This window comes from Bacillus sp. BP-3, assembly GCF_028401955.1.
Taxonomy (GTDB): Bacteria; Bacillota; Bacilli; order Bacillales; family Bacillaceae_G; genus Bacillus_A.
In genome coordinates this window covers 261,415-283,400 of record NZ_JAQOTJ010000005.1, presented here as the reverse complement: position 1 = coordinate 283,400, position 21,986 = coordinate 261,415, and the positions used below count along the sequence as shown (strand labels likewise).

The following is a 21,986-nucleotide window of genomic DNA, read 5'->3' as shown; positions in this document are numbered from 1 at the left end:
GGTAAACTTTAAGGAAGCATGGATAAAAATATTGAGTTACAGGAAGTGAAAGAACTTCAAAGTAGATTTCAAGCAAGTACAAATGAGTTGAATCAACACCTGGAATCTTTAACACAAAAAATAGGTGAGTTTATAGAAATTAACTCCCTTCAAGGGAAAACAACTGATGGAATTAAAGATTATTTACAGTTCACGGGGGTATCATCTCTGCATTTATGGTTTTAGATCTTCAATTTCAAAAAGCAATTGGAGATTTTAATAGTTCAGTTGACAGTGATGCAGATACAAAAATTTATGGTAGTTATTTAGATGAGGTAAAGAAAAAAGTTAATGGATATAGTGAAGCATTTAATCATTCCAATGAAGAAGCGCAACAAACAGTGGGGACGATTAGTGACATTGTACCAATTCAATATCCATCATCATCAGGGATTACGGAAGGATATTCTAAAAGTCAAAAAGAAATCAGTGATACGTTAGAAAAGTTAGAAGCTTATAATAGTCAACAACAGGACTTGCAAGATTTTGATGAAATGATGCGTGGGCTAGATGATGGAATGAATCGAGTCCAAGCTAATGGTGGAGATTTCTCTATTGGTGCGGCAGAGAAAATTTTACCTGAAGGATGGTTTGCGGGTATTGTTGCTAGTGCCAAAAAAAAGGTAAATATTGGAAATGCTAAAAAGGTGTGGTAGGTATATTCTCCGGGCTTCTACGCCTTGTTTATATGAAAACAACGCTTGGATTTAGTGTCAAATTTGATGTTAATGGTCGGAAAGGAAAAGGGACATATATATTTGAAACTTCTAAAAGAAACGATATTGTGAAAGTTTCGAAACTTTTAACTACAGATGCTAATGAAGATTCTATTGTTAAATTTATTTTTCAAGATAAATTTAAAATTGATTATAACAAAGTAACAAGAACTGCAAGAAAACAGACATTAAAAGATATTTATAAATTACCTGAATTTGAGGCCTATCATGATTTCAAAATGAATTGGAAGGAAAAAGGTTTTGTAAAAGCTTTTGGAAATAGGTGGGGGGACTCATTTGGAACTGAATTTCAAAAAAGTCTGGATGAATTAAATCCTAAGAAATGGCCAGAAACATTCGAAAAACTCAAGGGCACTGGGAAATTCTTTAAAGGAGTAGCAGTTGTTGGAACAGTTTTAGGACCGCTAGGGACAATAGGTGGAGCAGCAGTAGGGATTGGAGTTTCGATAGCTTTGAATACGAAATTGGAAATTTTAGGAGGAGAAAGTGTAGTTAGTGGAACAAAGAAATTAGTAAAACGGACGGAAGGTTTAGAATATAATATAAAGTCTGGTAATTATAAAGAATTTATAAAAATGACAAACGTAGTAGTGAACAAGGGAAGCTCGGCACTGAAAGAACTGAAATCAATATTTTGGTAATTTATATAACATTAGAAGGTAGGATAAATGAATGGGGAATATAAAAGAAGAAGACTTAGATGCATTTAAAATTACATGTAAAGATCGCTTTAGTCCTGATGTTATAAAAATCTTCTTTTGGGGAGTTTTTATATATACTTCTATACCGATGGGCATCATGTTTGTAGGTGCTTTACTGAATGGAGATAAGATTTCTTTAGGGCCGTTTGAGAAAATAGTTGTACAAGCCGAGATAAAATTATACATCTTGGAATTTATTTTTTTAATGCTATTCACGTCTTCAAAAATTGCTTTTAAATTACAGAAAATCCAAAGCATTGTGATGTTATTTTATTCTTTTCAGATAGCAACATTACCATATATGTTTGTGTTGATTAAAGGTGTATTTGGATTTTCCTACGAAAATAAAACATTAGTTTATTTTGCTTTGTTATTATTGGGAGCAATAGCTACTCATATTGTAGTAACAATCAATACTTTTAAAAAGGCAAAATATGGAGGCTATAGGTTGGAAGGAGGAGTAGTTTCACTTTTCACTGCTAGGAAACTACAATTATCAATTGGAATGTTTATTTATGTGATTGTCCTTTTGGTGTTGATCTTTGTAAGTATTCCTTTTCAGATAGAACCAATTATGTTTTATATTGTACAAACAGTAATATTATATATATTCGCCATTGCATCAGCAGAATTTATCCTATTGGTATACTGTCGCTTCAAATTCCCATCATTTAATATAACATGGGAGCAACACGAAAAGGAGCGTCAAGAATTTATAGCAAATAGAAGAAGAGAAGAGCAAAAGCAAAGCAAAAACTGAAATGAGATTTATAAATGATAATCGTAAACTGATTTTTTATGTATGTGGAAGAATCTATTTATGACGAAAGAAATAAATTACTGTATAAGGGGTAGAGTTTATGAAAGTTTACTATAAAGCATTGTCAATGCTAAATTTAATTAGTATCACTCAAATTGTAAAAAAAGACGATTGGTTGTTACCGGCCATCGCGCTTAGAAATCAAGTACAAAATAAAAGAGAAGACTTACTTAAGTAATATAGATAAAGAGTTATACAAGAAGTTAGACAAAGGCTCTAAAATAGAAGTACTAGAATACAAAGGCATAGTTACGATGTAAAGTAAGGGGTATTATTTTGAAAAAGAAACGGTTTAGAATTGGTTGTATTGTAGTGTTTCTAGTGTGTATGTTCCTACTCATAGGGGTAGGAACATACACACTAGAAACAAGTTAGACAACATGGTAAGTCAAGTATAGCGGAAGTCGTAGACGTGAAAGAATACACACCTAGAGGGTTTAAGACTTATGAAATCAAGTACAAAGTAGAGGGTGAAACGCACACAGGTAGCGTAAGTAAGAAAGTATACAAACGTTTAGACATTGGTTCTCGCATTGAGGTTGTTGAGTACAAAGGAAAGACTATGCTATTTGAAAGTTATGATTCAAATTGAGGGGTATGGGAAATGAATCACAGACGTAAGAAAAAGAAGAATCCAATAAACTTAAGGAAAGTACCAAATAAAGTAGAACCTGTGATAGAAGAAGAGAACTCAAAGGAGGAAAAGAGTAACAAGTTAGTGGAAATTCTCATTGTTATTCTTCTCTTTCCTATCATTATATGGGCTGTATTAGAAAGTTCTAATACACAATTTAGTAAGAAAACAACTCTTGTTATTATCAGTATTATTGTTTTCTTAGTAGTTGGGGTAGTTATAATAGGAGACAAATAAAGGGGGATATTATGAGTGGGAAAAAATTCATAATTTTAGAGAAAGACCCAGAATATGTAGACAACTATGTTGTATTTAGGAGTACAAAGTTTTAAAATACTTTGTCACTTAATCGCCTGTTTTTCTAAATGAAAGATGTAATGAAAAGAAGAAATAGATTTATATTATAACTAAGAATAGAACCAATGTTTCTAATGGAAGAAGCATTGGTTCTGTTTTTATGCAAAGAAGCTGGGAGGATTAATAATAATGTATCTGAATGTAGTAAGAAAACAGATACAATTCATATACAAACGTAAAACGAATTAGAAAAAATCTGGACTCAAGATTGCAGACAGCAGGAGCCTTTGATGCATCTGTAGCAAATAACCAGTGGCTTGAGAAAAAACAGCACCGTTTTTTGAAAACTTGAATTTGAGGAGTGGTTTGAAGGATTTAGAATTAAAAGAATTTACTAAGGGTACGGGGAAAGCTGATAGTAAGATAATTGATGATAACTATCTTATTAGAGCCTATCGTGGGACTGACTTAAGCAAACTAGAAGCGGAATATAGCAGCTACATTCAAAGATTTTGAACTAACTAGAGACGGTACAATGATAGCGAATCAAAGAAAGGGTTACTATTAATAAGCATCATCTAGAGAGAAGTAAGATTATAGATGATGGGATTAAGGAGTAACATTCACCGTTCTAATTAAAATGGTGGTAAAATAAACCATAAATAAGTGTTTAATCTGGATTCACCTGGTAGGGGTATATGGATAAAAATATAAATAAAAGTTGTTATGTAACTTTATTTTTTTAGTATTAAGGAGGATATAAATGAAACCTGATTTTTTTATTATTACAATGTATCCCACAGTATCTTTTAATCAGGAAGAGATACTAGGGCGTCTTTTAGATGTGTTTGAGTCAAATGAAAAATTTGCTCCTACTCATTGGGGCAACTGTGAAACGGTACGGGTAGAATATAATCGTGAGGAAATTATTGAAAAAGTGATTTCGGAGCGTAGGGCATCTGAAGTTCATCTCTATCGTGATAAATCTGTTAATTATAGAGGGAGTTTTCAAATTAACTGGAGCCAGCGCTCATTTTTACAGTTTGAGTTTCATAAATCTATACCAAAAAAATTATGGTCAGCTTTTTTGGAGCTATCTGACCAAATTGCAGAAATCGTGAAACCATGTTATGGAGTAACTCAAATTTTTTGGCCTTTATCCTATCCGTGGAATACAGAACGTGAACGTTTACATATGTGGATGGAAATATCTTCTCAACCTATACCGGTTCGATTTCTTCCCAACGGTCCATTAGGGATGGGAGCTAGAACCTACTTTGGTGGCCATATTTTAGAAATGTTTGGTAGAGATTTGTTGCTAAATAGTCCAGCTGTGGTATCAGAACTGAGTTGGGGTGGTATTTGCATAGATCTTTTAAAGAACCCATTAGAAGCTGATATTGGTACATTACTTGATAGTTGGTTACATGTAATGAAATATTTAGAACCAGCTCAAGTCATGTCTATACCAAGTTTTCGTGAGAATCGAAGAGGTGTAACCTTTTCTCCTAATGTTGTTTGGAAGGACTATCTGGAAAGTTAAATGAAAGGAATTTGTAATCATGAATGAGAAAAGTAATGATAGAATAAGGGTCATGGAAATATTAAATCGATCTCAATATAATGATGAGGTTATAGATCAGTTAGATATGAGTGATTTGGACCTTACTTTTTCAGACCTGTCAGAGGTAATGGGAGATCGTATTATGGCAAAACGGGTCATGTTAAGGGCTTCTTCATTAATGAGAGCGTCGTTTCTTGATTGTGATTTTGAGTTGGCTGATTTCAGAAGTTGTAATTTAGAGGAAATACACATTGCAGATTGTAGGTTTGGCGAAGCGGATTTTTCTAAAGCGAATATGAAATATGCAAAGATAAATATAAGTAGTTGCTTCGAGACTTGTTTTGATGAAGTTGATTTTTCATATGGAGAATTAATTGGAACAGTTTTAAATTATGCTACTTTCCGTCATGCGAATTTATCTAGAATTGATGCTACACAAGCAAATTGTGTTGGAGCAGATTTCAGCAGTGCTACTCTTACAGGTGGTAAATTTGAAAAGACGGATTTGGAAAATGCAAATTTATCAGAAGTAGATGCTAGAAATGCAGACTTTACAAATGCAGATTTAACAGGAGCAACCCTTTTAAATGGGAATTTTACAGAAGCGGATTTTACCGGTGCTAAACTTGACAATGTAGTTTGGACAGGAGCAAATATAGAAGGCGCTAAGTTTGACGAAAATGTGAAGGAACAAGTGTTGAAAATGATATAGAAGTTGATTTTGAATCGTATGTAAACGTGGCAAATAAGTTTTAATGTATTATTTGTCACAACATGTAAAGGGTGTCACAGTGTCACTATAAAACTTGCAAATTTGAAGCACTTGATTGTCTATGATAGGCAACAAGTGATTTTTATTTTAAGATGATGACATAGGGGAAGTGTGGTTTATGTTTTGTTCTGTTCTGAATAGCAGCTACTTATATATTGAAAAATTTAAATGGATTTATATATTTTAACCGTACTTTTAAATTAATAGCACTCAAAATTAGAAAGTAGGTAGTAAATGAATGTTAAAAATGAAGGAAGAGGATTTAGATTTTTTCGAAATAGCAAATAGAAATCGATTTCGTCCTGATAATGTAAAAATCTTTTTTTTGGGGGTTTTTATATATACTTCTATACCGATGTTTATTGTATTTTTAGCTTTTTTGCTGAGTGGTGATAAGATTTTTTTAAGCCCTTTTGAGAAGAAAGTTCTACTAACGGAGCTAAATTTATACGCTTTGGAATTCATTTTTTTAATGCTATACATGTCTCCGAAAGTTGCTTTTAAATTACAGAAACTCCAAGCCATCGTGATGTTATTTTATTCTTTTCAGATAGCAACATTACCATTTATGGTTATGGTGGTTGGAGGAATATTTGATTTTCCATATAGCAATAAGACACTGGTTTATATTGGTTTAATACTATTGGGGGCAATATGTATTCACATTGTAGAAATAATTGATGTTTTTAAACGGGCAAAACATGGAGGGTATAAGTTGGAAGGAGGGACTGTCTCGTTTTTTACTAAAGCGACATCATATTTATGGATTGGTATGATAATCTATGTAGTGGTTCTGCTTGTATTAATTTTTATAAATATTAATTATGCATTTGATGACATGGAGTTTTATGTTGTACAAACAATAATATTATATATATTTGCTATTGAATCGGCAGAATTTGTCTTATTGGCGTATTGTCGATTCAAATTCCCATCATTCAATATTACATGGGAAGAGCATGAAAAAAGAAGACAGGAAAGGCTAAAGTTGTATAAAAAGAGGGAAAAGAAGAAGAAGAAAATATCAATAGAGAGTAAACAAATAAAAACCAAAAAGAAAAGCAAGAAACATATATACATAATTTTATTTATTCTTTTAATCATTGTTCCCACTGTAGGTCAAGGGCTAATAGACCGACAACTACTTAGAAACGGTGAACATAAACAAGCGGTCATGATAAATAAAACAATATACCAAGATACAATCTTTAGGAAAAACTGTCTTAGAGTCATGGTAGACGGAGAACTGGAAGAGATATACGTAGGAGACAGGACGTTTAAGAAAGCAGAAATGGGAGACATATTCGAAGTCATTAAGTACAAAGGGAAAATTGAAGTAAATCCTAAGTACGACTATAACGAGTAATATGTGTAGAGGTAATAAAGTTGCTTAATAATGAAGGCTATACGAAAAATAAAACGGTTGCTTTGAAATAAAGTTTGATTAAAAGCATCTTAATAAAGTGAAACTTCCATCAGTGCGGGGGTACTGCCCACAAATAGGGGGATAAATCTGAGGGCATTAAAAAAGTCCATTGAAAGAGAAAAGAAGATCATCAACTACTATATCGTTGATGATCTTCTTTTGTTTTTTATATAGTATTGTAGTTTCTATTACACTTTTTGTCTCATTTTTAACAGATAACCTCCTGCAATAATAAATCCGATTCCAAAAAGAAGTAAGGACGGAAGTTTCATTCCAGTAGATGGGAGGTATCTTGTATTCTTACGTATAGGTTTATCTATAAGCTGCGTGTTTTTTGAAATCTCATTATTCGGGGGTTGTGGTTGATTTGGTGTTCCTGCTGTTTGCTTTTTCTGATCCTTCACTGTATGTTTAATAATTTGCCCATCTTCTTTAATTTCAAAAGAGAAAGTTTCATCGTTAATAACGTAGCCATCAGGAGCTAAAGTTTCTTTGTAGGTGTATTTGCCGTAAGGAAGTTTAAATGTGGCAGTACCGTTTTGATCCGTTTTCCCTTTTGCGATTTCTTTTCCTTGTATATCATAGATAGTGAACTCAGCATTCGGGAGTTTCGTGTCGTTATTTGCACTGTCAACTTTTGAGATAATTAATTCTCCAGAAATCTTTTTATCCTTCACTGTATGTTTAATAATTTGCCCATCGTCTTTAATTTCAAAAGAAAAGGTTTCATCATTAATAACGTAGCCATCAGGAGCTAAAGTTTCTTTGTAGGTGTATTTGCCGTAAGGAAGTTTAAATATGGCAGTACCGTTTTGATTCGTTTTCCCTTTTGCGACTTCTTTTCCTTGTATATCATAGATAGTGAACTCAGCATTCGGAAGTTTCTTATTGTTATCTGCACTGTCGACTTTTGATATTTCTAGTTGTCCATGTATATTTTCATTTTTAACTTCTAATAAAGCAGTTTCACCTGTTTTTACTTCAATTTTTTTAGCTGTAGTATCTAATATATAGCCATCAGGCGCTTGAATTTCTTTTACGATGTAAGTTCCAATAGGAAGTTGATGCAATTCAGCGATGCCTTGATCATTTGTAGTGATATTTTTTTTGATGTCACTTTTTTCACTTGAAACTTCAAATACAGCACCTTTTAAAGGTTGTTTCTTTTCTCCTAATTTCATAATTTGTAAAGATCCTAGTGTTTCCCAATTTACGACTAAATCTGTACTCATGTTTTCGCTATTTCTTTGTAGTAATACGCCTATATTTTGAACGATGTTTCCTCCATCAAAGGCAATGGCTTGTAAATTCGTTAATGTTGATTTTAATCTGAATTTAAAATCTCCACTAGGTGTATTTTTAGGGATCAAAATTTTAAATTTTTCATTGATAGAAAATGTAGTTTTCTTTTCCCCATTTCCATTTAAGATTTGGGTTCCTTGAGGTGCATTTTCAGTTTGAACGGTATATGTTCCAGAAATTGCGTTTGTTTGAATGGTATATAGACCTGTTTCTAAATAGTCTCCATTTTGTTTTGCAGTTTGGGGATCAGCAGGGTTTACATTAAAAACAATCTTTTGTGATTCTGACTCATCTTTAGATTTTTCAACTAATTGTTTCATAAGAGTATGTACATTTTGATTTTTTGGTATTAAATCATCTACTTGTAATTGTCCCATAGCAATCCATATCGCTAATTGGGTGGCATAATGTGCTTCAGCTGGGGTAGATACACCTAATTCGGCAGGAGTTTTTTGTGGATATCCGTGTAATAGTATACGATATACTGGATCACTTGCGTTCCCCATTTCTGGTAAATCCTCACCGTTAGGGGTACGTAAGCCTAGTATTAAACAATATGCAACATTCCCTGATCCAGTTTTGAATAATGCCGCTTTAATTTCTTTGTCTTTTGATTTACTATAACTCCAATTCATTTGATAGTTTTCACGATGAATAACTTCGGCTTTGACTTGTGGAACAGAAACTCCTAGCAACATAATAAGTACACTTAACATGCAAACCCATTTTGCTAACATTTTTTGTTTCATTTCATTCTCCACCACCATTTATCAAATTTTATGGATAGAAAATCTTATATTTTTATTGTACTTGTTGTTCGAAAAAGAGAATAGGTGGTTTTTTTGTAAGTTTTTGTAATTTTCTGAAACTAAAAAATGTCGTGAAGGTTATGTTAAGTTTTACTAGATTATGTATAATGATGGCGGGTGCGCTCGTTTGAAATAACAACTTTAAATTAAATATATAGAGAAACAAAGGGATTTTTATAAAAAATTGGGGCGAGATTAGTATGGAGATAAAAGAAGTACATAATTTTAAGTTAGATTCGGAGTTCATAGTTAGTGGTCCAAATAAGTGGAATTGACAAAAGGAACCCTAAGATAGCTGCACAAATCCACCACCAGACAGCGACATGTACATTTGGATTCAGGATTATGGGAAGACTAGGTAATAGTAGAAATAATATGGGTAAAAGAAGACGGGTTCCGTTTCCTTTAATCGGACGATACATTGCCCTAGTTCTACGCCATAAGACCAACGCAGCAACTATAATCACAATAGTGTAAAACGATGAAGCATTCATAATCTCACCTCTATACATAGTGTATTTCAATTATTTATATGGGAATTACAAATGGTTGAGCACTAGTATTCGTCTAAAGTGGAAAAAGATAAAACTACTTTATGAATATCACATATAGAATTTTGGGTTTAGATTGAAGTGATTCATAGTGAATATAAATAAGGAGAGGAAATGAAAGAATGGAACCTAAAATAATAAACATTCCAGCAAAAAAGATTGTTGGGATTAAGAGAGAAACAACTTTTGCAACAGATTCCGAAGTTACAAGAGAAATATGGAAAACATTTATGCCATTAAGAAATCGTATTCCTCATAGAAGCAACTCTTGTTTTCTTTCTATAAAGGTGTTGCATACACCTTTAAATATGAATGATATGAACTATGCTTATGAAAAGTGGGCTGCTGTTGAAGTTGAAGATTTTGAAACGGAGACTATTTCAGAATTGTCCACGCATACTTTAGCAGGCGGCTTATATGCTGTTTTTATTCATCACGGAACGGCATCTGATATGAGCACTTTCCAGTATATTTTTCAAGAATGGTTACCAAATTCGAGTTATAGTTTAGACGTAAGAGAGCATTTTGAGGTTATGGATGATCATTATCGTCCGGACGATGTAAATGCAAAAGAAGAGGTATGGATACCGATAAAGTGAAACTTCCATCAGCGGAGGGCTTACTGTCCTCAAATAGTGGGATAAAAGAAAAAATAGAAATACTTAAGTAATGTAGCAAAGCTCCATAAAATTTGTATGTAACGTAATATTGTCAAAAGATTCAGAAAAAGCACCTTAAATAAGGTGCTTTTCTCGCTTTGTTAAAAAAAATATATTTATTATCTCATTTTTAATACGTAACCTCCAGCAATGATAAGTCCAATTCCTAAAAGAGGTAAGAATGGGAACTCTGATCCAGTAGATGGTAGAGATTTTGTGTTCTTACTCACAGTTTTCTCTATATGCTGTGGGTCTGCTGTAATTTCGTTATTCACAGTTTTTGATTGATTATGTTTTATTGTACTCACAGTTTTCGCTACAGGCTGTGGGTCTGCTGTAATTTTGTTAACTAGAGTTTCTGATTGTATTGTACTCACAGTATTTGCTACAAGGTGTGGAGCTACTGTAATTTCGTATTCCAAAGTTTCTGGTGGATCTGGTAATTTGGATATTGGTTTCTTCTGATTTTCCACTATATGTTTAACAATTTGACCATCTTCGTTTATTTCAAGAGAGAAAATATTTTCGCTAAGTATGTATCCTTCTGGAGCTAATGTTTCTTTATATGTATATGTTCCATAAGGTAGTTTGAATGTGATAACACCGTTTGCATCTGTTTTCCCCTTGGTAACTTCTTCACCTTGTTTATTGTATATAGTAAATTCAGCATTTGAAAGCTTCTTATTGTGATCTGCAAAGTCCACTTTTGAGATTTCTAGTTCACCTTGCATACGTTTATTTTCCACTTCTAATAAAGCGCTTTCATTCGTTTGTACGTTCACCTTTTTAATTGTAGGATCAAGTACATATCCTTCTGGAGCTTGAACTTCTTTTACGAAGTAAGTGCCGATAGGAAGTTGACGTAATTCAGCAACACCTGTATCATTGGATGTGATCTGTTTTTGGATATCACCTTTTTCACTTACAACTTCAAATACAGCGCCTTTTAAAGGTTGTTTCTTTTCGTCGAATTTCATAATTTTTAAAGATCCTAGCATTTCTTTTGGTACTTCCGGCACTGGTGTCTTTTTATTTTCTACTATATGTTTAACAATTTGCCCATCTTCTTTTATTTCAAAAGAGAAAGTATTTTCGTTAAGTATGTATCCTTCTGGAGCTAATGTTTCTTTATATGTATATGTTCCATAAGGTAGTTTGAATGTGATAACACCGTTTGCATCTGTTTTCCCCTTGGTAACTTCTTCACCTTGTTTATTGTATATAGTAAATTCAGCATTTGAAAGCTTCTTATTGTGATCTGCAAAGTCCACTTTTGAGATTTCTAGTTCACCTTGCATACGTTTATTTTCCACTTCTAATAAAGCGCTTTCATTCGTTTGTACGTTCACCTTTTTAATTGTAGGATCAAGTACATATCCTTCTGGAGCTTGAACTTCTTTTACGAAGTAAGTGCCGATAGGAAGTTGATGTAATTCAGCAACACCTGTATCATCGGATGTGATCTGTTTTTGGATATCACCTTTTTCGCTTACAACTTCAAATACAGCACCTTTTAAAGGTTGTTTCTTTTCGTCGGATTTCATAATTTTTAAAGATCCTAGCGTTTCCCATTTTACTGCTAATTCTGTACTCATTTCTTCTTTACTTCTTTGCAATAATGTAGTTGTATTTTGAATGCTTCGTTTTCCATCAAAAGTAATTGCTTGTAAATTTGTTAGTGTTGATTTTATTCTGAACTTAAAATCTCCACTAGCTGTATTTTTAGGAATCAAAATCTTGAATTTTTCATTAATAGAAAATGTAGTTTTCTTTTCCCCATTTTCATTTAAGAGTTGAATTCCTGCAGGTGCATTTTCACCTTCAATTGTATATGTTCCAGAAACTGCATTTGTTTGAATTGTATATAAACCTGTTTCTAAATAGTCTCCATTTTGTTTTACGTTTTGTGAATCAGGAGAATTTACATTGAAAAATACGTTTTGGGATTCTTCCCCATTTTTAGATTTTTCGACTAACTGTTTCATAAGAGTATGTATTTGTTGACTTTGTGGTACTAATTCATCTACTTGTAATTGTCCAAGAGTAATCCATACCGCTAATTGGGTTGCGTAATATGCTTCCTCTGGTGTAGATACACCTAATTCGGCTGGACTTTTCTGTGGATATCCGTTTAATAGTACACGATATACTTCGTCTGTCGCTCTCCCCATTTCAGGTAAATCCTGTCCATTAGGGGAAGGTAAGTTTAGTGATAAACAATATTCGATACTCCCTGATGCTCCTTTCAGTGTTCCTGTTTTAATTTCTCGATGTTTTAATTTACTATAACTCCACTTTATTTGAAATTTTTCTTTATGTACAATTTCAGCTTTTGCTTGTGGAACAGAAACTCCTAACAATATAATAAGCACACTTAACATAGAAAACCATTTTGCTAACATTTTTTGTTTCATTTCTTCATCCACCACCATTTATCAAATTTTATGTATAGAAAATCTTATATTTTTATTACACTTACTTCTGGTAAAAGCGAACGATTGATATATCTATCAAAGTTGCGCAAGAAAAGATTTAATAATTAGAAAATTTACACTATTTTTATCCTGTTGTAAATGACATTGTAAAAAAAAGACAAATATTTTCATTTAATTTTGTCATTTTTCCGACAATTTAAGATGCAGGTATTTAATAAAAATTAAAATAGCATTATAAGTTGCATCTTTTTGAATAATATGCATTTGGTTATAAAGAGAACTGTCGGTGCATAAAAGTAAAAATTTACAAGTAAATAGGAAAATATGTATATGCAAAATTACATATTGTTATTATAAATGCTATTGTAGAAAAAGAACAGATGTTTTTTGAATTTAATTTTGTCATTTTTTTGAAAATTCAAGATGCAATTGCTTAATAAAAATTATAACAGCATTATATGTTACAGCTTTTTGAATAATAGTAAACTTTGTGTATTTATTTATCCAAAGAACTGTTGGTGCATACAAGTAAATAGAGAAATATGTATATGCAAAATTACATATTGTCATTATAAATGCTATTGTAGAAAAAGAATAGATATTTTTAATTAAAACATTGTCACTTTTTCGAAAATTCCAATGAGGCTATTTAGCAAAAAGTAAAATAGTATTGCAAAATGAATAAAATGAAACTTTATTCATTTTGCAATACTATTTTTATATCTTTATAGATGAATATAGTGCGCTTATCATTACGTAAAGAATCATAGATGTTTTTATAGATGATATAGTTGAATGATAAATATGCTTTAGAAGAATGGAACACAATTAGGTAAAGAGCTAATATTTGCTATAGGAGTAAGAGATAGATAATATGAAAGTAACGCGAGTTATACGTAAAGGAAAAGAGTTAGAGCTATAGGTTAGCTTTCTATTTTTTGAAAGGAGAATATGGTATGGAAACAATGCCGAATTGGCTTATGCAACGTGCTTTTTTAACACCGGAGCGCATCGCAATTGAAACGAAAGAAAGTACGTATACGTTTTTGCAACTGCATGAGAACGTGCTTTTATGTTGTGAACATCTTGCTTATTTACAAGTGAAAAAGGGGACAAAAGTGGCTGTTCTGATGAAAAATAGTATGGAAATGGTGATTGCAATTCATGCTCTTTCTTATGTAGGAGCAGTCGCTGTTTTATTGAATACACGTCTTTCAAGAGAAGAGCTACTTTGGCAAATGGAGGACGCAGAGGTATCTTGTCTGCTTACGGATGAAGAGTTTGAGGGAGCGCAAGTGCCTGTAAACTTATTTACAGATCTTTCGGCATTGCCGAAAAACAAGGTAACTGTGCAAAGTGAGTTTGTTTTAGCCGAGACGATGACAATTATTTATACGTCAGGTACGACAGGGAAACCAAAAGGTGTGATGCTTACGTACGGGAATCATTGGTGGAGTGCAGTTGGGTCTTCGCTCAATTTGGGGCTTCGAGATGATGATTGTTGGTTAGCGTGTTTACCGCTTTTTCATGTGGGCGGGTTATCGCTGCTAATGAAGAATATTATGTATGGTATGAGGGTGTTACTTGTTCCGAAGTATGATCCGGATTTTATTCATGAAGCGCTGCAAACGAGAGGTGTAACGATGATTTCCGTTGTCTCTAAGATGCTGACAGATTTATTAGAACGACTACAAGAAGATACCTATCCAACGTTTCTTCGCTGCGTATTACTTGGCGGAGGACCAGCTCCAAGACCGCTTTTGGAAACGTGCGTTACAAAAGGAATTCCAGTGTATCAAACGTACGGAATGACGGAAACGTCTTCGCAAATTTGTACGTTGGCCGCTGATTATATGTTAACGAAAGTTGGTTCAGCTGGAAAACCGTTATTTCCATGTCAGCTTCGTGTTGAGCAAGATGGAAGGGAAGCTAGTGTAGGAATGGCCGGGGAAATTTTTGTGAAGGGGCCGAATGTAACGAGTGGTTATTTCAACCGTGAAGAGGCGACAAGAGCGAGTATTCACGATGGTTGGTTACATACGGGAGACATTGGCTACTTAGATGGAGATGGTTTTCTCTATGTGCTAGATCGCCGCAGTGATTTAATTATTTCCGGCGGAGAAAATATATACCCAGCGCAAATTGAGGAAGTCTTACTCATGCATCCTGCTGTTTTAGAGGCGGGAGTTGTTGGAGCGAGCGATGAGAGATGGGGACAAGTTCCTGTCGCATTTGTTGTGAAATCAAAAGAGGTAACGGCAGAAGAATTGCTTGCTTTTTGCGTGGAGAAACTTGCACGGTATAAAGTGCCAAAAGAAATTCATTTTCTTTCTGATTTGCCGCGCAATGCTTCTAAAAAATTATTGCGCCGTGAACTACGGCAGCTGGCGGAGGAAATGTAAATGCGCATAAAAAAAGCGATCCTTCATGTAACAGAAATGCCGCTCATTATTCCGTTTACTGCAAGTTATGGGACGTATGAAAAGCGCGAAAGTATTGTAATTGAATTGATAGATGAAGAAGGGCGAAGCGGCTTTGGCGAAGTGGTTGCTTTTTCAGAGCCTTGGTACACAGAAGAAACAGTTCTGACAGCACTTCATATGCTGCAAGACTTTTTGTTGCCAGTGTTATTTGACCAGCGGCTGTCTCATCCTTCTGATGTTACGTCTCTTTTTCAACATATAAAGCGCAACAATATGGCGAAAGCAGGAATTGAGGGCGCATTATGGGATTTGTATGCAAAGCGTGAGAATCAATCGCTTGCAGCGCTGCTTGGCGGTACAAAACAGGAGATTGAAGTCGGTGTCGTGATTGGACTTGATACAATTTCTAATATGTTAAAACGAATTGAAATGTACGCTGAAGAAGGGTATAAACGGTTTAAAGTGAAAATCAAACCGGGCAATGACTATGCTTTGCTTCACGAAATTCGCAAAGCGTTTCCGACGATTCCGTTGATGGCAGATGCCAATTCAGCCTATACGTTGGCGGATGTGAAGCAGTTACAAAGGTTGGATGAATTTGATTTAATAATGATTGAACAGCCGTTAGCAGATAACGATTTTCTTGATCATGCCAGTTTGCAGCAGCAGATGGAAACGCCTATTTGCCTAGATGAAAGCATTCATTGTTTAGAAGATGCGAGAGTGGCCATAAGACTTGGGAGCTGCCGCATTATCAACATAAAACCTGGACGAGTTGGCGGATTAACAGAATCCATTCGTATCCATGATTATTGTCAGCAGCATGGTATTCCCGTTTGGTGCGGAGGTATGGTAGAAATGGGAATTTCCAGAGCGCAAAATGTTGCGCTTGCATCGCTTCCGAACTTTACAATTCCCGGTGATATTTCCGCTTCTAGCAGGCATTGGAAGCAAGATATTATCTCCCCGGAAGTAATATTGCAACATGGGAAAATTGTAGTTCCTGAGCAAGTTGGGTTTGGTTATAACATAAACCGGGCAAGACTAGAAGAGATAATGAAACAATGTATTGTATGTGAGAGGTGAACAGATGCAAAAGCATGAACAGGTGCTGCGTCATATCCAAAATCGTTTATTAGAAACACCCTTTGTAAAAGTAGCGTACATTTTCGGATCTCATGCAAGAAAAGAACCGACGCTTTCTTCAGACTATGATATAGCGATTGAGACAACGCATATTTCAGTAGGTGCTTTTCAATGGCTTTGGTTTCAATTAGCAGAAGAATTAGACGGAGTCGGAAAAATAGATGTAGTACATTTAAATACATTGTCTAACAGTGAGTTGAAACGTCACATTTTACGAGAAGGCCGTTTGTTTGCACAGCGGATATAAAGTAAAACTTCCGTCAGTGGAGGTACTGCCTACGAATAACAGGATAAAATGAGTGGCGTCATTCATATTGCCACTCTATTGAGCGTTACCATGTATGGTTCCATTTTCACGTTTTTTCGAATCCTTTATTGAGGTTTTTTCTACGAAATCCTTTTCGAATCTTATGCTAGAACAAGCCTGTTTTTAAATAGAACAAGCTTCTTATTTCTGTCCGAAACATAGGATAAATGGAATCCACTGAAAGGATCCCGTAAAGAAAAAGGATTTTTTATTAAAGGAGGAATAGAGCAATGGGTGAAAGTTGTGAACACGGGCACGGACATGGGCATGGGCATCGCCACGGTAATGGCTTTGCGCTTTTAATCGTATTGTTTATTTTATTAATCATTATCGGTGCTAGCTGCTTTGGTGGCTGTGGTTATGGTGGTTATGGCGGCTACGGTGGCCCTGGCTACGGTTACGGCGGTTTTGGTTGCTAACATGTTAAAAACTATTGAAAATAGCCTTGTGCTCTGCACAAGGCTATTTTATTCACAGTTTAATATGTCGTGATAATTTTTGAATGTAAAATGAGCGGATAAAGAAAAAGAAAATGATTTCAATTATGCCAAAGAGACTCAATATTAACAATTCTTCTTTTAGCAATGAGAAAGAGAACATACTTTGTAAAAATTTAATTGCAAATATTGTATGAATACAAGCAATCACATAAGGAACGAAAAATAGGATTGCTAATTGAATCGTTGCCGAACGTATCATTTCGGATTTTGTTAGGCCAATTTTCGTAACGGTCTTATATTTCTCTGTTTCCCTAGTGAGATCAGTGTACATACGGAAATACAAAACACTTCCCGCTCCCATTAAGAAAATAATGCAAAGAAATGTTCCCATAAAGAAGTTGGCAACGTTCTCACGTTTGTCAGCATATAATTCATCACTCGATGTGAAAATTTGAAAATGAGCCCTATGTTTTTGAGCGTCCTGCTGATCTGTATGGAGCAATATACTCTTTTCATCTTCTGTAGTCATACGTAACATGCGCTTTGTAAGGGGCAATGTATTTTCCCAATCATCGACTTGAAAATTATAAAATGTCATTGGTTCGAGATGTGGAATTTCGTTTTCGACGACATGATCTTGCAGTACAATTAAGTAGGTATGAGCGTCCTCCGGTATAATTGGTTTGTCAGCTATTTCTTTTATATGAAATTCTTTTTTATTAGATTGTAACGTAATAGTTGTTTGTGTAAGAAAAGGGTTTGTTAATAGTTCTAATGGCACTGGTGAATATCTTGGAACTAAATATGTTTCTTTGTTTGTTAATTGAATTGGAGGACGATTTAGAAATTTAGCAAGACTATTATAGTCACTTTGCTTTATAATCCAAATGTCTTCATTTCCCGCTTTATCTTGATAAATAATTGCCCTATGCTTTTGGTAAGTAAATTTGTCTGTACGCAATTCTTTCTCTAGTGCTTCCATATGTTTTGTTTCAAACGTATTTCCTTCATGAGAAACGTAAGCAAATGGAAAAGGAAATGCTTCTTCTATAGAAGCATTTGTATATTTATTAAAGGCATATAACGGTGTAATAATTGAAAAAGCGATTGTAGATAGTATTGTTACTATAAAAAGCATATTAATGTTGATGCGGACCCTTGATGGTAAGTCAGATATCCAGAGTATATTCGTTTTTTTCATATAAAAGCGTCGTTGCTTTTTTAATACCCGAATGAAAAGAAAACTAGCCTGTGAAAATAGCAAATATGTCCCAACTGTAACAAGAGGAATAATAGATAAAATAATGAGTAAACCGATTCCATTTGTTAAGTTTTTTTCTGTTATATAAGTTTCTGGATATGCCGCAAAAATATAACCTGAAAGTAAGCACAGTAAACTAAAAATGGAAGTGACAACAGAAGGTGATGTCTCCTTCTGTTTGCATATTCGACCATTTAAAAGATAGATTGCTTTCTGTGTACGGATTAAAGTCGGTGTAAAGAGCGATACGCTGATAAAAAGTATGAGAAACGTTTTTATCGTTATCCAAATTGCTTTTGAAGGCCAATATAAATAAAGGCCGTTAACACCGGAAATTTTTGATGTAATTAATAAGAAAAAGTTAGAAAATACAAGGCCGGCTTGAAGGCCGATACAAATAGCAAGAATCCCAATAATCATATTTTCTAAAAAAATAAGCCATTTCATTTGTTTGTTTGAAATACCTAAAATGAGTAAAATGCCACACTGTTTTTGACGTACCTTTAAAAATGTTCCAATCGAGTACAATAAAAAGAAAAGAGAAAACAGGATAATTACCACTTGAGTAAACCCGATTAAAGTGAGAAAAGGTCCTGTTTCGTTAAAATTTTTTACATTTTGCAAACGTGGATGATACCGATACACAGCAAATGAAAAGAACGCCGTAATAGAAAATGAGCTGCTTAAAAAATAAGCAAAGTAAGCTCTTGAGTTGCGAACGACATTCCTTAAAGCAAACTGCCAAAAATTCATCCACGTCTTCCTCCCAGCAATGCTAATACATCTAATATTTCTTGATAGAACTTCTCACGGTATAAGCCGCGGTGCAGTTCATTATAAAGCTCGCCGTCTTTAATAAAAATAACGCGGTTGCAATAACTAGCAGCAAATGGATCATGTGTCACCGTTAAAATTGTTGCTTGTTCTTCTTTGTTTAACTTTGTAAATAACTCCATCACATCAATTGCAGCTTTCGAATCTAAGTTTCCTGTCGGCTCATCGGCAAGGAGTAACGAAGGTTTATGGATAACTGCACGGGCCACCGCTGTGCGCTGTGCTTGTCCTCCGGAAACTTCAAAAATTCGTTTATTTAAAATATGGTCGATATCGAGTTTGCTTGAAATGGTATCTAATTTTTCATCCATTTCAGAAAGTGGGACATTATCTAATGTTAAAGGCAACACGATGTTTTCACCAATTGTTAATGTATCTAATAAGTTAAAGCTTTGAAATACAAATCCTAATTCTTGCCGACGAAAGATCGCTAACTTTTCACTGCGAAATGTATGAGGCTGTTTTCCGTTAATAAAGACTTCTCCTGCTGTAGGAGAATCAATGGTCGATATAACATTTAATAAAGTTGATTTCCCGCTTCCTGACGGGCCCATAATCGCAACAAATTCCCCTTTATCTACATGCAAATTAATATTTTTTAAAGCAGTATGTGGGACCTTTCCCTCATAAACTTTCGATACATTTTGAATATGCAGTACTTCTTCCATATATCAATCACCTTTCTAATGCTATACATCCATTTTCATTTTTTTACATATAAGTCGCTGTTATGCATTAACAGAGGTATTTATTTTTTATATTTATATATATATATCTGTTTATAGTTTAATATGCTGGGACAACTTTTGCATATATAATGAACGAATTAAAAGGAAAAAGAGAATTTCAATTGTTCCAAAAATGATCAGGACAACGCTAACCTCAGTAAACAAGGATAGATTTATTACGCCTTTCCACATTTTTGCGGCAAACATCGTATGGATGGAAGCCATTATATATGGCACAAAAAACAAGATAGCAAGCTGAATGGTAGCCGACCGCTTCATTTCTGATTCTGTTAAGCCAATTTTTGTAATCGTAATATATTTGTCTTGTTCATTTGTTAAATCCGTATACATCCGGAAGTAAAGCACACTTCCAGCCCCGATAAAGAAGATAACACCAAGGAACGTCCCGATAAAGAAAAAGGAAGCATTTTGGAGTTTCGTTTCATATAGTGTATTGCTTCCTTCAAAAGCTTCATATAAACGTTCTTCAGAATGAATTTGTTTGCGGTCCGCGTAAAGCTTTTTGATGAATGCAGCTGCGATTGTGTGTGTATTTTCCCAATTTTGTACTTGGAAATTGTATAACGTCATATGTTTCATAGTGTGTGATAGCGAGTGTACCGTATTGTCGGATAAGACGAGTACATTTGGAATAATTCCAGTGGGTATCACATTTTTATCACCAACACCTTGCACGTGTAATTTCAAGGGATTTGGCGAAAGGATAATCGGCTGTTTTTGGGATGATGGTTCCAATTTACCAAACATCAATTCATAAGAGTACCCGGGTAGTATATATGTTTCATCATCTTTCAAGAAAATCTGTTTATAGTGTAGTGCAGTAGCTAACTGATTATAATCACTTTGTTTTAATGCATACACTTCATCTCCATAGAGAGAATTTGTTTCTTTTTGTAATGATACACCATACAAGTCTACTTTTATTTTGTTGTATTCAAATTTCTCGTTTTTTAGCTGCTGTTCTAACCAGTCGATATGATGCGAAGCAATTGGATTGGCATCATAAGAAAGATAAGTGAATGGAAAGGGGTTATCTTTCACAATTTGTGCCTTTGTGAATTTACCAAATCCATAGATAAAAGTAATCATCGTAAAGGCGAGAGTAGACAACATCGTTACGACAAAGAGCATATTAATATTTGTACGAATACGGCTTGCTAAGTCAGAAATCCACAGCATATTAATTCGTTTCATATAAAATTTCCGTCTTCTTTTCAATATATGAATGAGCAGAAAACTAGTTTGTGAAAAGAAAAAGTATGTCCCAACAGTCACAAGTGTTGGAATGACAAAAATACTAGAGATAATGTATAGTACACCAATCGTATCACCTAGCGATATAAAGTACTTTGGACATATTGCTAGCATGTATCCAGACAGTAAGCATAAAATGCCGAACAAGGAAATGATGATGGATGGTTTCTTTTCCTTTTGATTTATTTTTCCTTCTTTTAAAAGACGTACAGCTTTTCTCGTTCGAATTAAAACAGGAGTGAAAGCTGATACGAAGATAAAGAGTCCAAGAAAAGTTGATGTTGTTAACAGAATTGCACCTTTTGGAAAATATAAATATAATCCGGGCATGTGCGTAATTTTTGCTGTAACTAATAAGAAAAATTGCGAAAATACAATTCCAAGTTGAATGCCAACAAAAATGGAAAGAATGCCAATTAACATATTCTCAATAAAAATGAGTCGTTTTAATTGCTTCTTTGATATACCTAAAACAGTTAAAACGCCAAATTGTTTTTTTCGAACCTTTAAGAACGTGCCGGTAGAATAGAGTAAAAAGAAAAATGAAAAGAATACAATAACAGCCTCAGATACACCCATTAAGGTGTCGATACCGGAAGTTGTGTCAGCATTTTGTAAACGAGGATGAAATAAATACACGGCAAATGAAAAGAAAATTGTAATGGAAAAGGAACTGCTTAAAAAGTAGGCAAAATAAGCACGGGAGTTACGTGTTACGTTCTTAAATGCAAATTGCCAAAATGTCATATTTTTATCCTCTCAGTCTTAAAATCATTCTTATATGTTGCAAAAGTGCATGAGGAAAGGGTTCCTCATACACTTTGTC

The 21,986-nt window shown here is 34.1% G+C and carries 16 protein-coding genes and 3 pseudogenes; 13 read left to right on the top strand and 6 right to left on the bottom strand.

What is annotated here, in order from left to right; genetic code table 11:
* The first annotated feature begins 18 nt into the window (after positions 1 to 18).
* The 8 genes and pseudogenes from PLX19_RS11310 to PLX19_RS11275 form a co-directional block, all read left to right on the top strand.
* Positions 19 to 1,417, top strand: a pseudogene (locus PLX19_RS11310) (T7SS effector LXG polymorphic toxin).
* 31 nt (positions 1,418 to 1,448) lie between these two features.
* Positions 1,449 to 2,237, top strand: a complete 789-nt coding sequence (locus PLX19_RS11305) for a hypothetical protein (protein WP_272188689.1) — start codon at positions 1,449 to 1,451, stop codon at positions 2,235 to 2,237.
* A gap of 100 nt (positions 2,238 to 2,337) precedes the next feature.
* Positions 2,338 to 2,475 (top strand): hypothetical protein, encoded by a 138-nt coding sequence (locus PLX19_RS11300; RefSeq protein WP_272188735.1) that lies wholly within the window; start codon positions 2,338 to 2,340, stop codon positions 2,473 to 2,475.
* Positions 2,476 to 2,901: 426 nt separating this feature from the next.
* On the top strand, positions 2,902 to 3,168 hold the full coding sequence (locus PLX19_RS11295; protein WP_272188687.1) for a hypothetical protein: 267 nt from the start codon (positions 2,902 to 2,904) through the stop codon (positions 3,166 to 3,168).
* Between the two features lie 426 nt (positions 3,169 to 3,594).
* Positions 3,595 to 3,744 (top strand): hypothetical protein, encoded by a 150-nt coding sequence (locus PLX19_RS11290; RefSeq protein WP_272188685.1) that lies wholly within the window; start codon positions 3,595 to 3,597, stop codon positions 3,742 to 3,744.
* Positions 3,745 to 3,991: 247 nt separating this feature from the next.
* Positions 3,992 to 4,771 carry a hypothetical protein gene (locus PLX19_RS11285; protein WP_272188684.1) on the top strand — a complete coding sequence of 260 codons (780 nt, stop codon included), beginning with the start codon at positions 3,992 to 3,994 and terminating at the stop codon, positions 4,769 to 4,771.
* A gap of 19 nt (positions 4,772 to 4,790) precedes the next feature.
* Positions 4,791 to 5,504, top strand: coding sequence for a pentapeptide repeat-containing protein (locus PLX19_RS11280; RefSeq protein WP_272188683.1), 714 nt, complete (start codon positions 4,791 to 4,793; stop codon positions 5,502 to 5,504).
* A 298-nt stretch (positions 5,505 to 5,802) separates the two neighbouring features.
* Positions 5,803 to 6,585: pseudogene (locus tag PLX19_RS11275) on the top strand (hypothetical protein); the annotation flags it as partial.
* A gap of 593 nt (positions 6,586 to 7,178) precedes the next feature.
* Here the strand turns inward: PLX19_RS11275 and PLX19_RS11270 are convergent.
* Together PLX19_RS11270 and PLX19_RS11265 are read right to left on the bottom strand one after the other, a co-directional pair.
* A complete protein-coding gene (locus tag PLX19_RS11270) occupies positions 7,179 to 9,041 on the bottom strand; it encodes a SpaA isopeptide-forming pilin-related protein (RefSeq protein WP_272188682.1) in 1,863 nt (620 codons plus the stop codon).
* A gap of 296 nt (positions 9,042 to 9,337) precedes the next feature.
* Positions 9,338 to 9,595 (bottom strand): annotated as a pseudogene (locus tag PLX19_RS11265) (CcdC protein domain-containing protein); the annotation flags it as partial.
* Positions 9,596 to 9,774: 179 nt separating this feature from the next.
* Between PLX19_RS11265 and PLX19_RS11260 the strand changes: the two are divergent.
* A complete protein-coding gene (locus PLX19_RS11260; protein WP_272188681.1) occupies positions 9,775 to 10,251 on the top strand; it encodes a GyrI-like domain-containing protein in 477 nt (158 codons plus the stop codon).
* A 179-nt stretch (positions 10,252 to 10,430) separates the two neighbouring features.
* On the opposite strand, the gene PLX19_RS11255 is transcribed toward PLX19_RS11260, so the two are convergent.
* A complete protein-coding gene (locus PLX19_RS11255; protein WP_272188680.1) occupies positions 10,431 to 12,725 on the bottom strand; it encodes a SpaA isopeptide-forming pilin-related protein in 2,295 nt (764 codons plus the stop codon).
* Between the two features lie 977 nt (positions 12,726 to 13,702).
* On the opposite strand from PLX19_RS11255, the gene PLX19_RS11250 reads away from it, so the two are divergent.
* The 4 genes from PLX19_RS11250 to PLX19_RS11235 all read left to right on the top strand — a co-directional run bounded on the left by PLX19_RS11250 (position 13,703) and on the right by PLX19_RS11235 (position 17,041).
* On the top strand, positions 13,703 to 15,148 hold the full coding sequence (locus PLX19_RS11250; RefSeq protein ID WP_272188679.1) for an o-succinylbenzoate--CoA ligase: 1,446 nt from the start codon (positions 13,703 to 13,705) through the stop codon (positions 15,146 to 15,148).
* Positions 15,149 to 16,255 (top strand): o-succinylbenzoate synthase, encoded by a 1,107-nt coding sequence (gene menC, locus PLX19_RS11245; protein WP_272188678.1) that lies wholly within the window; start codon positions 15,149 to 15,151, stop codon positions 16,253 to 16,255. It begins immediately after the preceding gene.
* A gap of 4 nt (positions 16,256 to 16,259) precedes the next feature.
* Positions 16,260 to 16,562: a nucleotidyltransferase family protein gene (locus PLX19_RS11240; RefSeq protein ID WP_272188677.1), complete on the top strand. Its 303-nt coding sequence runs from the start codon at positions 16,260 to 16,262 to the stop codon at positions 16,560 to 16,562.
* A 290-nt stretch (positions 16,563 to 16,852) separates the two neighbouring features.
* Positions 16,853 to 17,041, top strand: coding sequence for a YjcZ family sporulation protein (locus tag PLX19_RS11235; RefSeq protein WP_272188676.1), 189 nt, complete (start codon positions 16,853 to 16,855; stop codon positions 17,039 to 17,041).
* Between the two features lie 52 nt (positions 17,042 to 17,093).
* Here PLX19_RS11235 and PLX19_RS11230 read toward each other — a convergent pair whose 3' ends face one another.
* The 3 genes from PLX19_RS11230 to PLX19_RS11220 all read right to left on the bottom strand — a co-directional run bounded on the left by PLX19_RS11230 (position 17,094) and on the right by PLX19_RS11220 (position 21,907).
* Positions 17,094 to 19,076 (bottom strand): ABC transporter permease, encoded by a 1,983-nt coding sequence (locus PLX19_RS11230; protein ID WP_272188675.1) that lies wholly within the window; start codon positions 19,074 to 19,076, stop codon positions 17,094 to 17,096.
* The gene (locus tag PLX19_RS11225; protein ID WP_272188674.1) at positions 19,073 to 19,825 is read right to left on the bottom strand and encodes an ABC transporter ATP-binding protein; all 753 of its coding nucleotides are present in this window, start codon (positions 19,823 to 19,825) and stop codon (positions 19,073 to 19,075) included. Before PLX19_RS11225 ends, PLX19_RS11230 begins: the two co-directional genes overlap by 4 nt.
* A gap of 111 nt (positions 19,826 to 19,936) precedes the next feature.
* On the bottom strand, positions 19,937 to 21,907 hold the full coding sequence (locus PLX19_RS11220) for an FtsX-like permease family protein (RefSeq protein ID WP_272188673.1): 1,971 nt from the start codon (positions 21,905 to 21,907) through the stop codon (positions 19,937 to 19,939).
* Between the last annotated feature and the right edge of the window lie 79 nt (positions 21,908 to 21,986).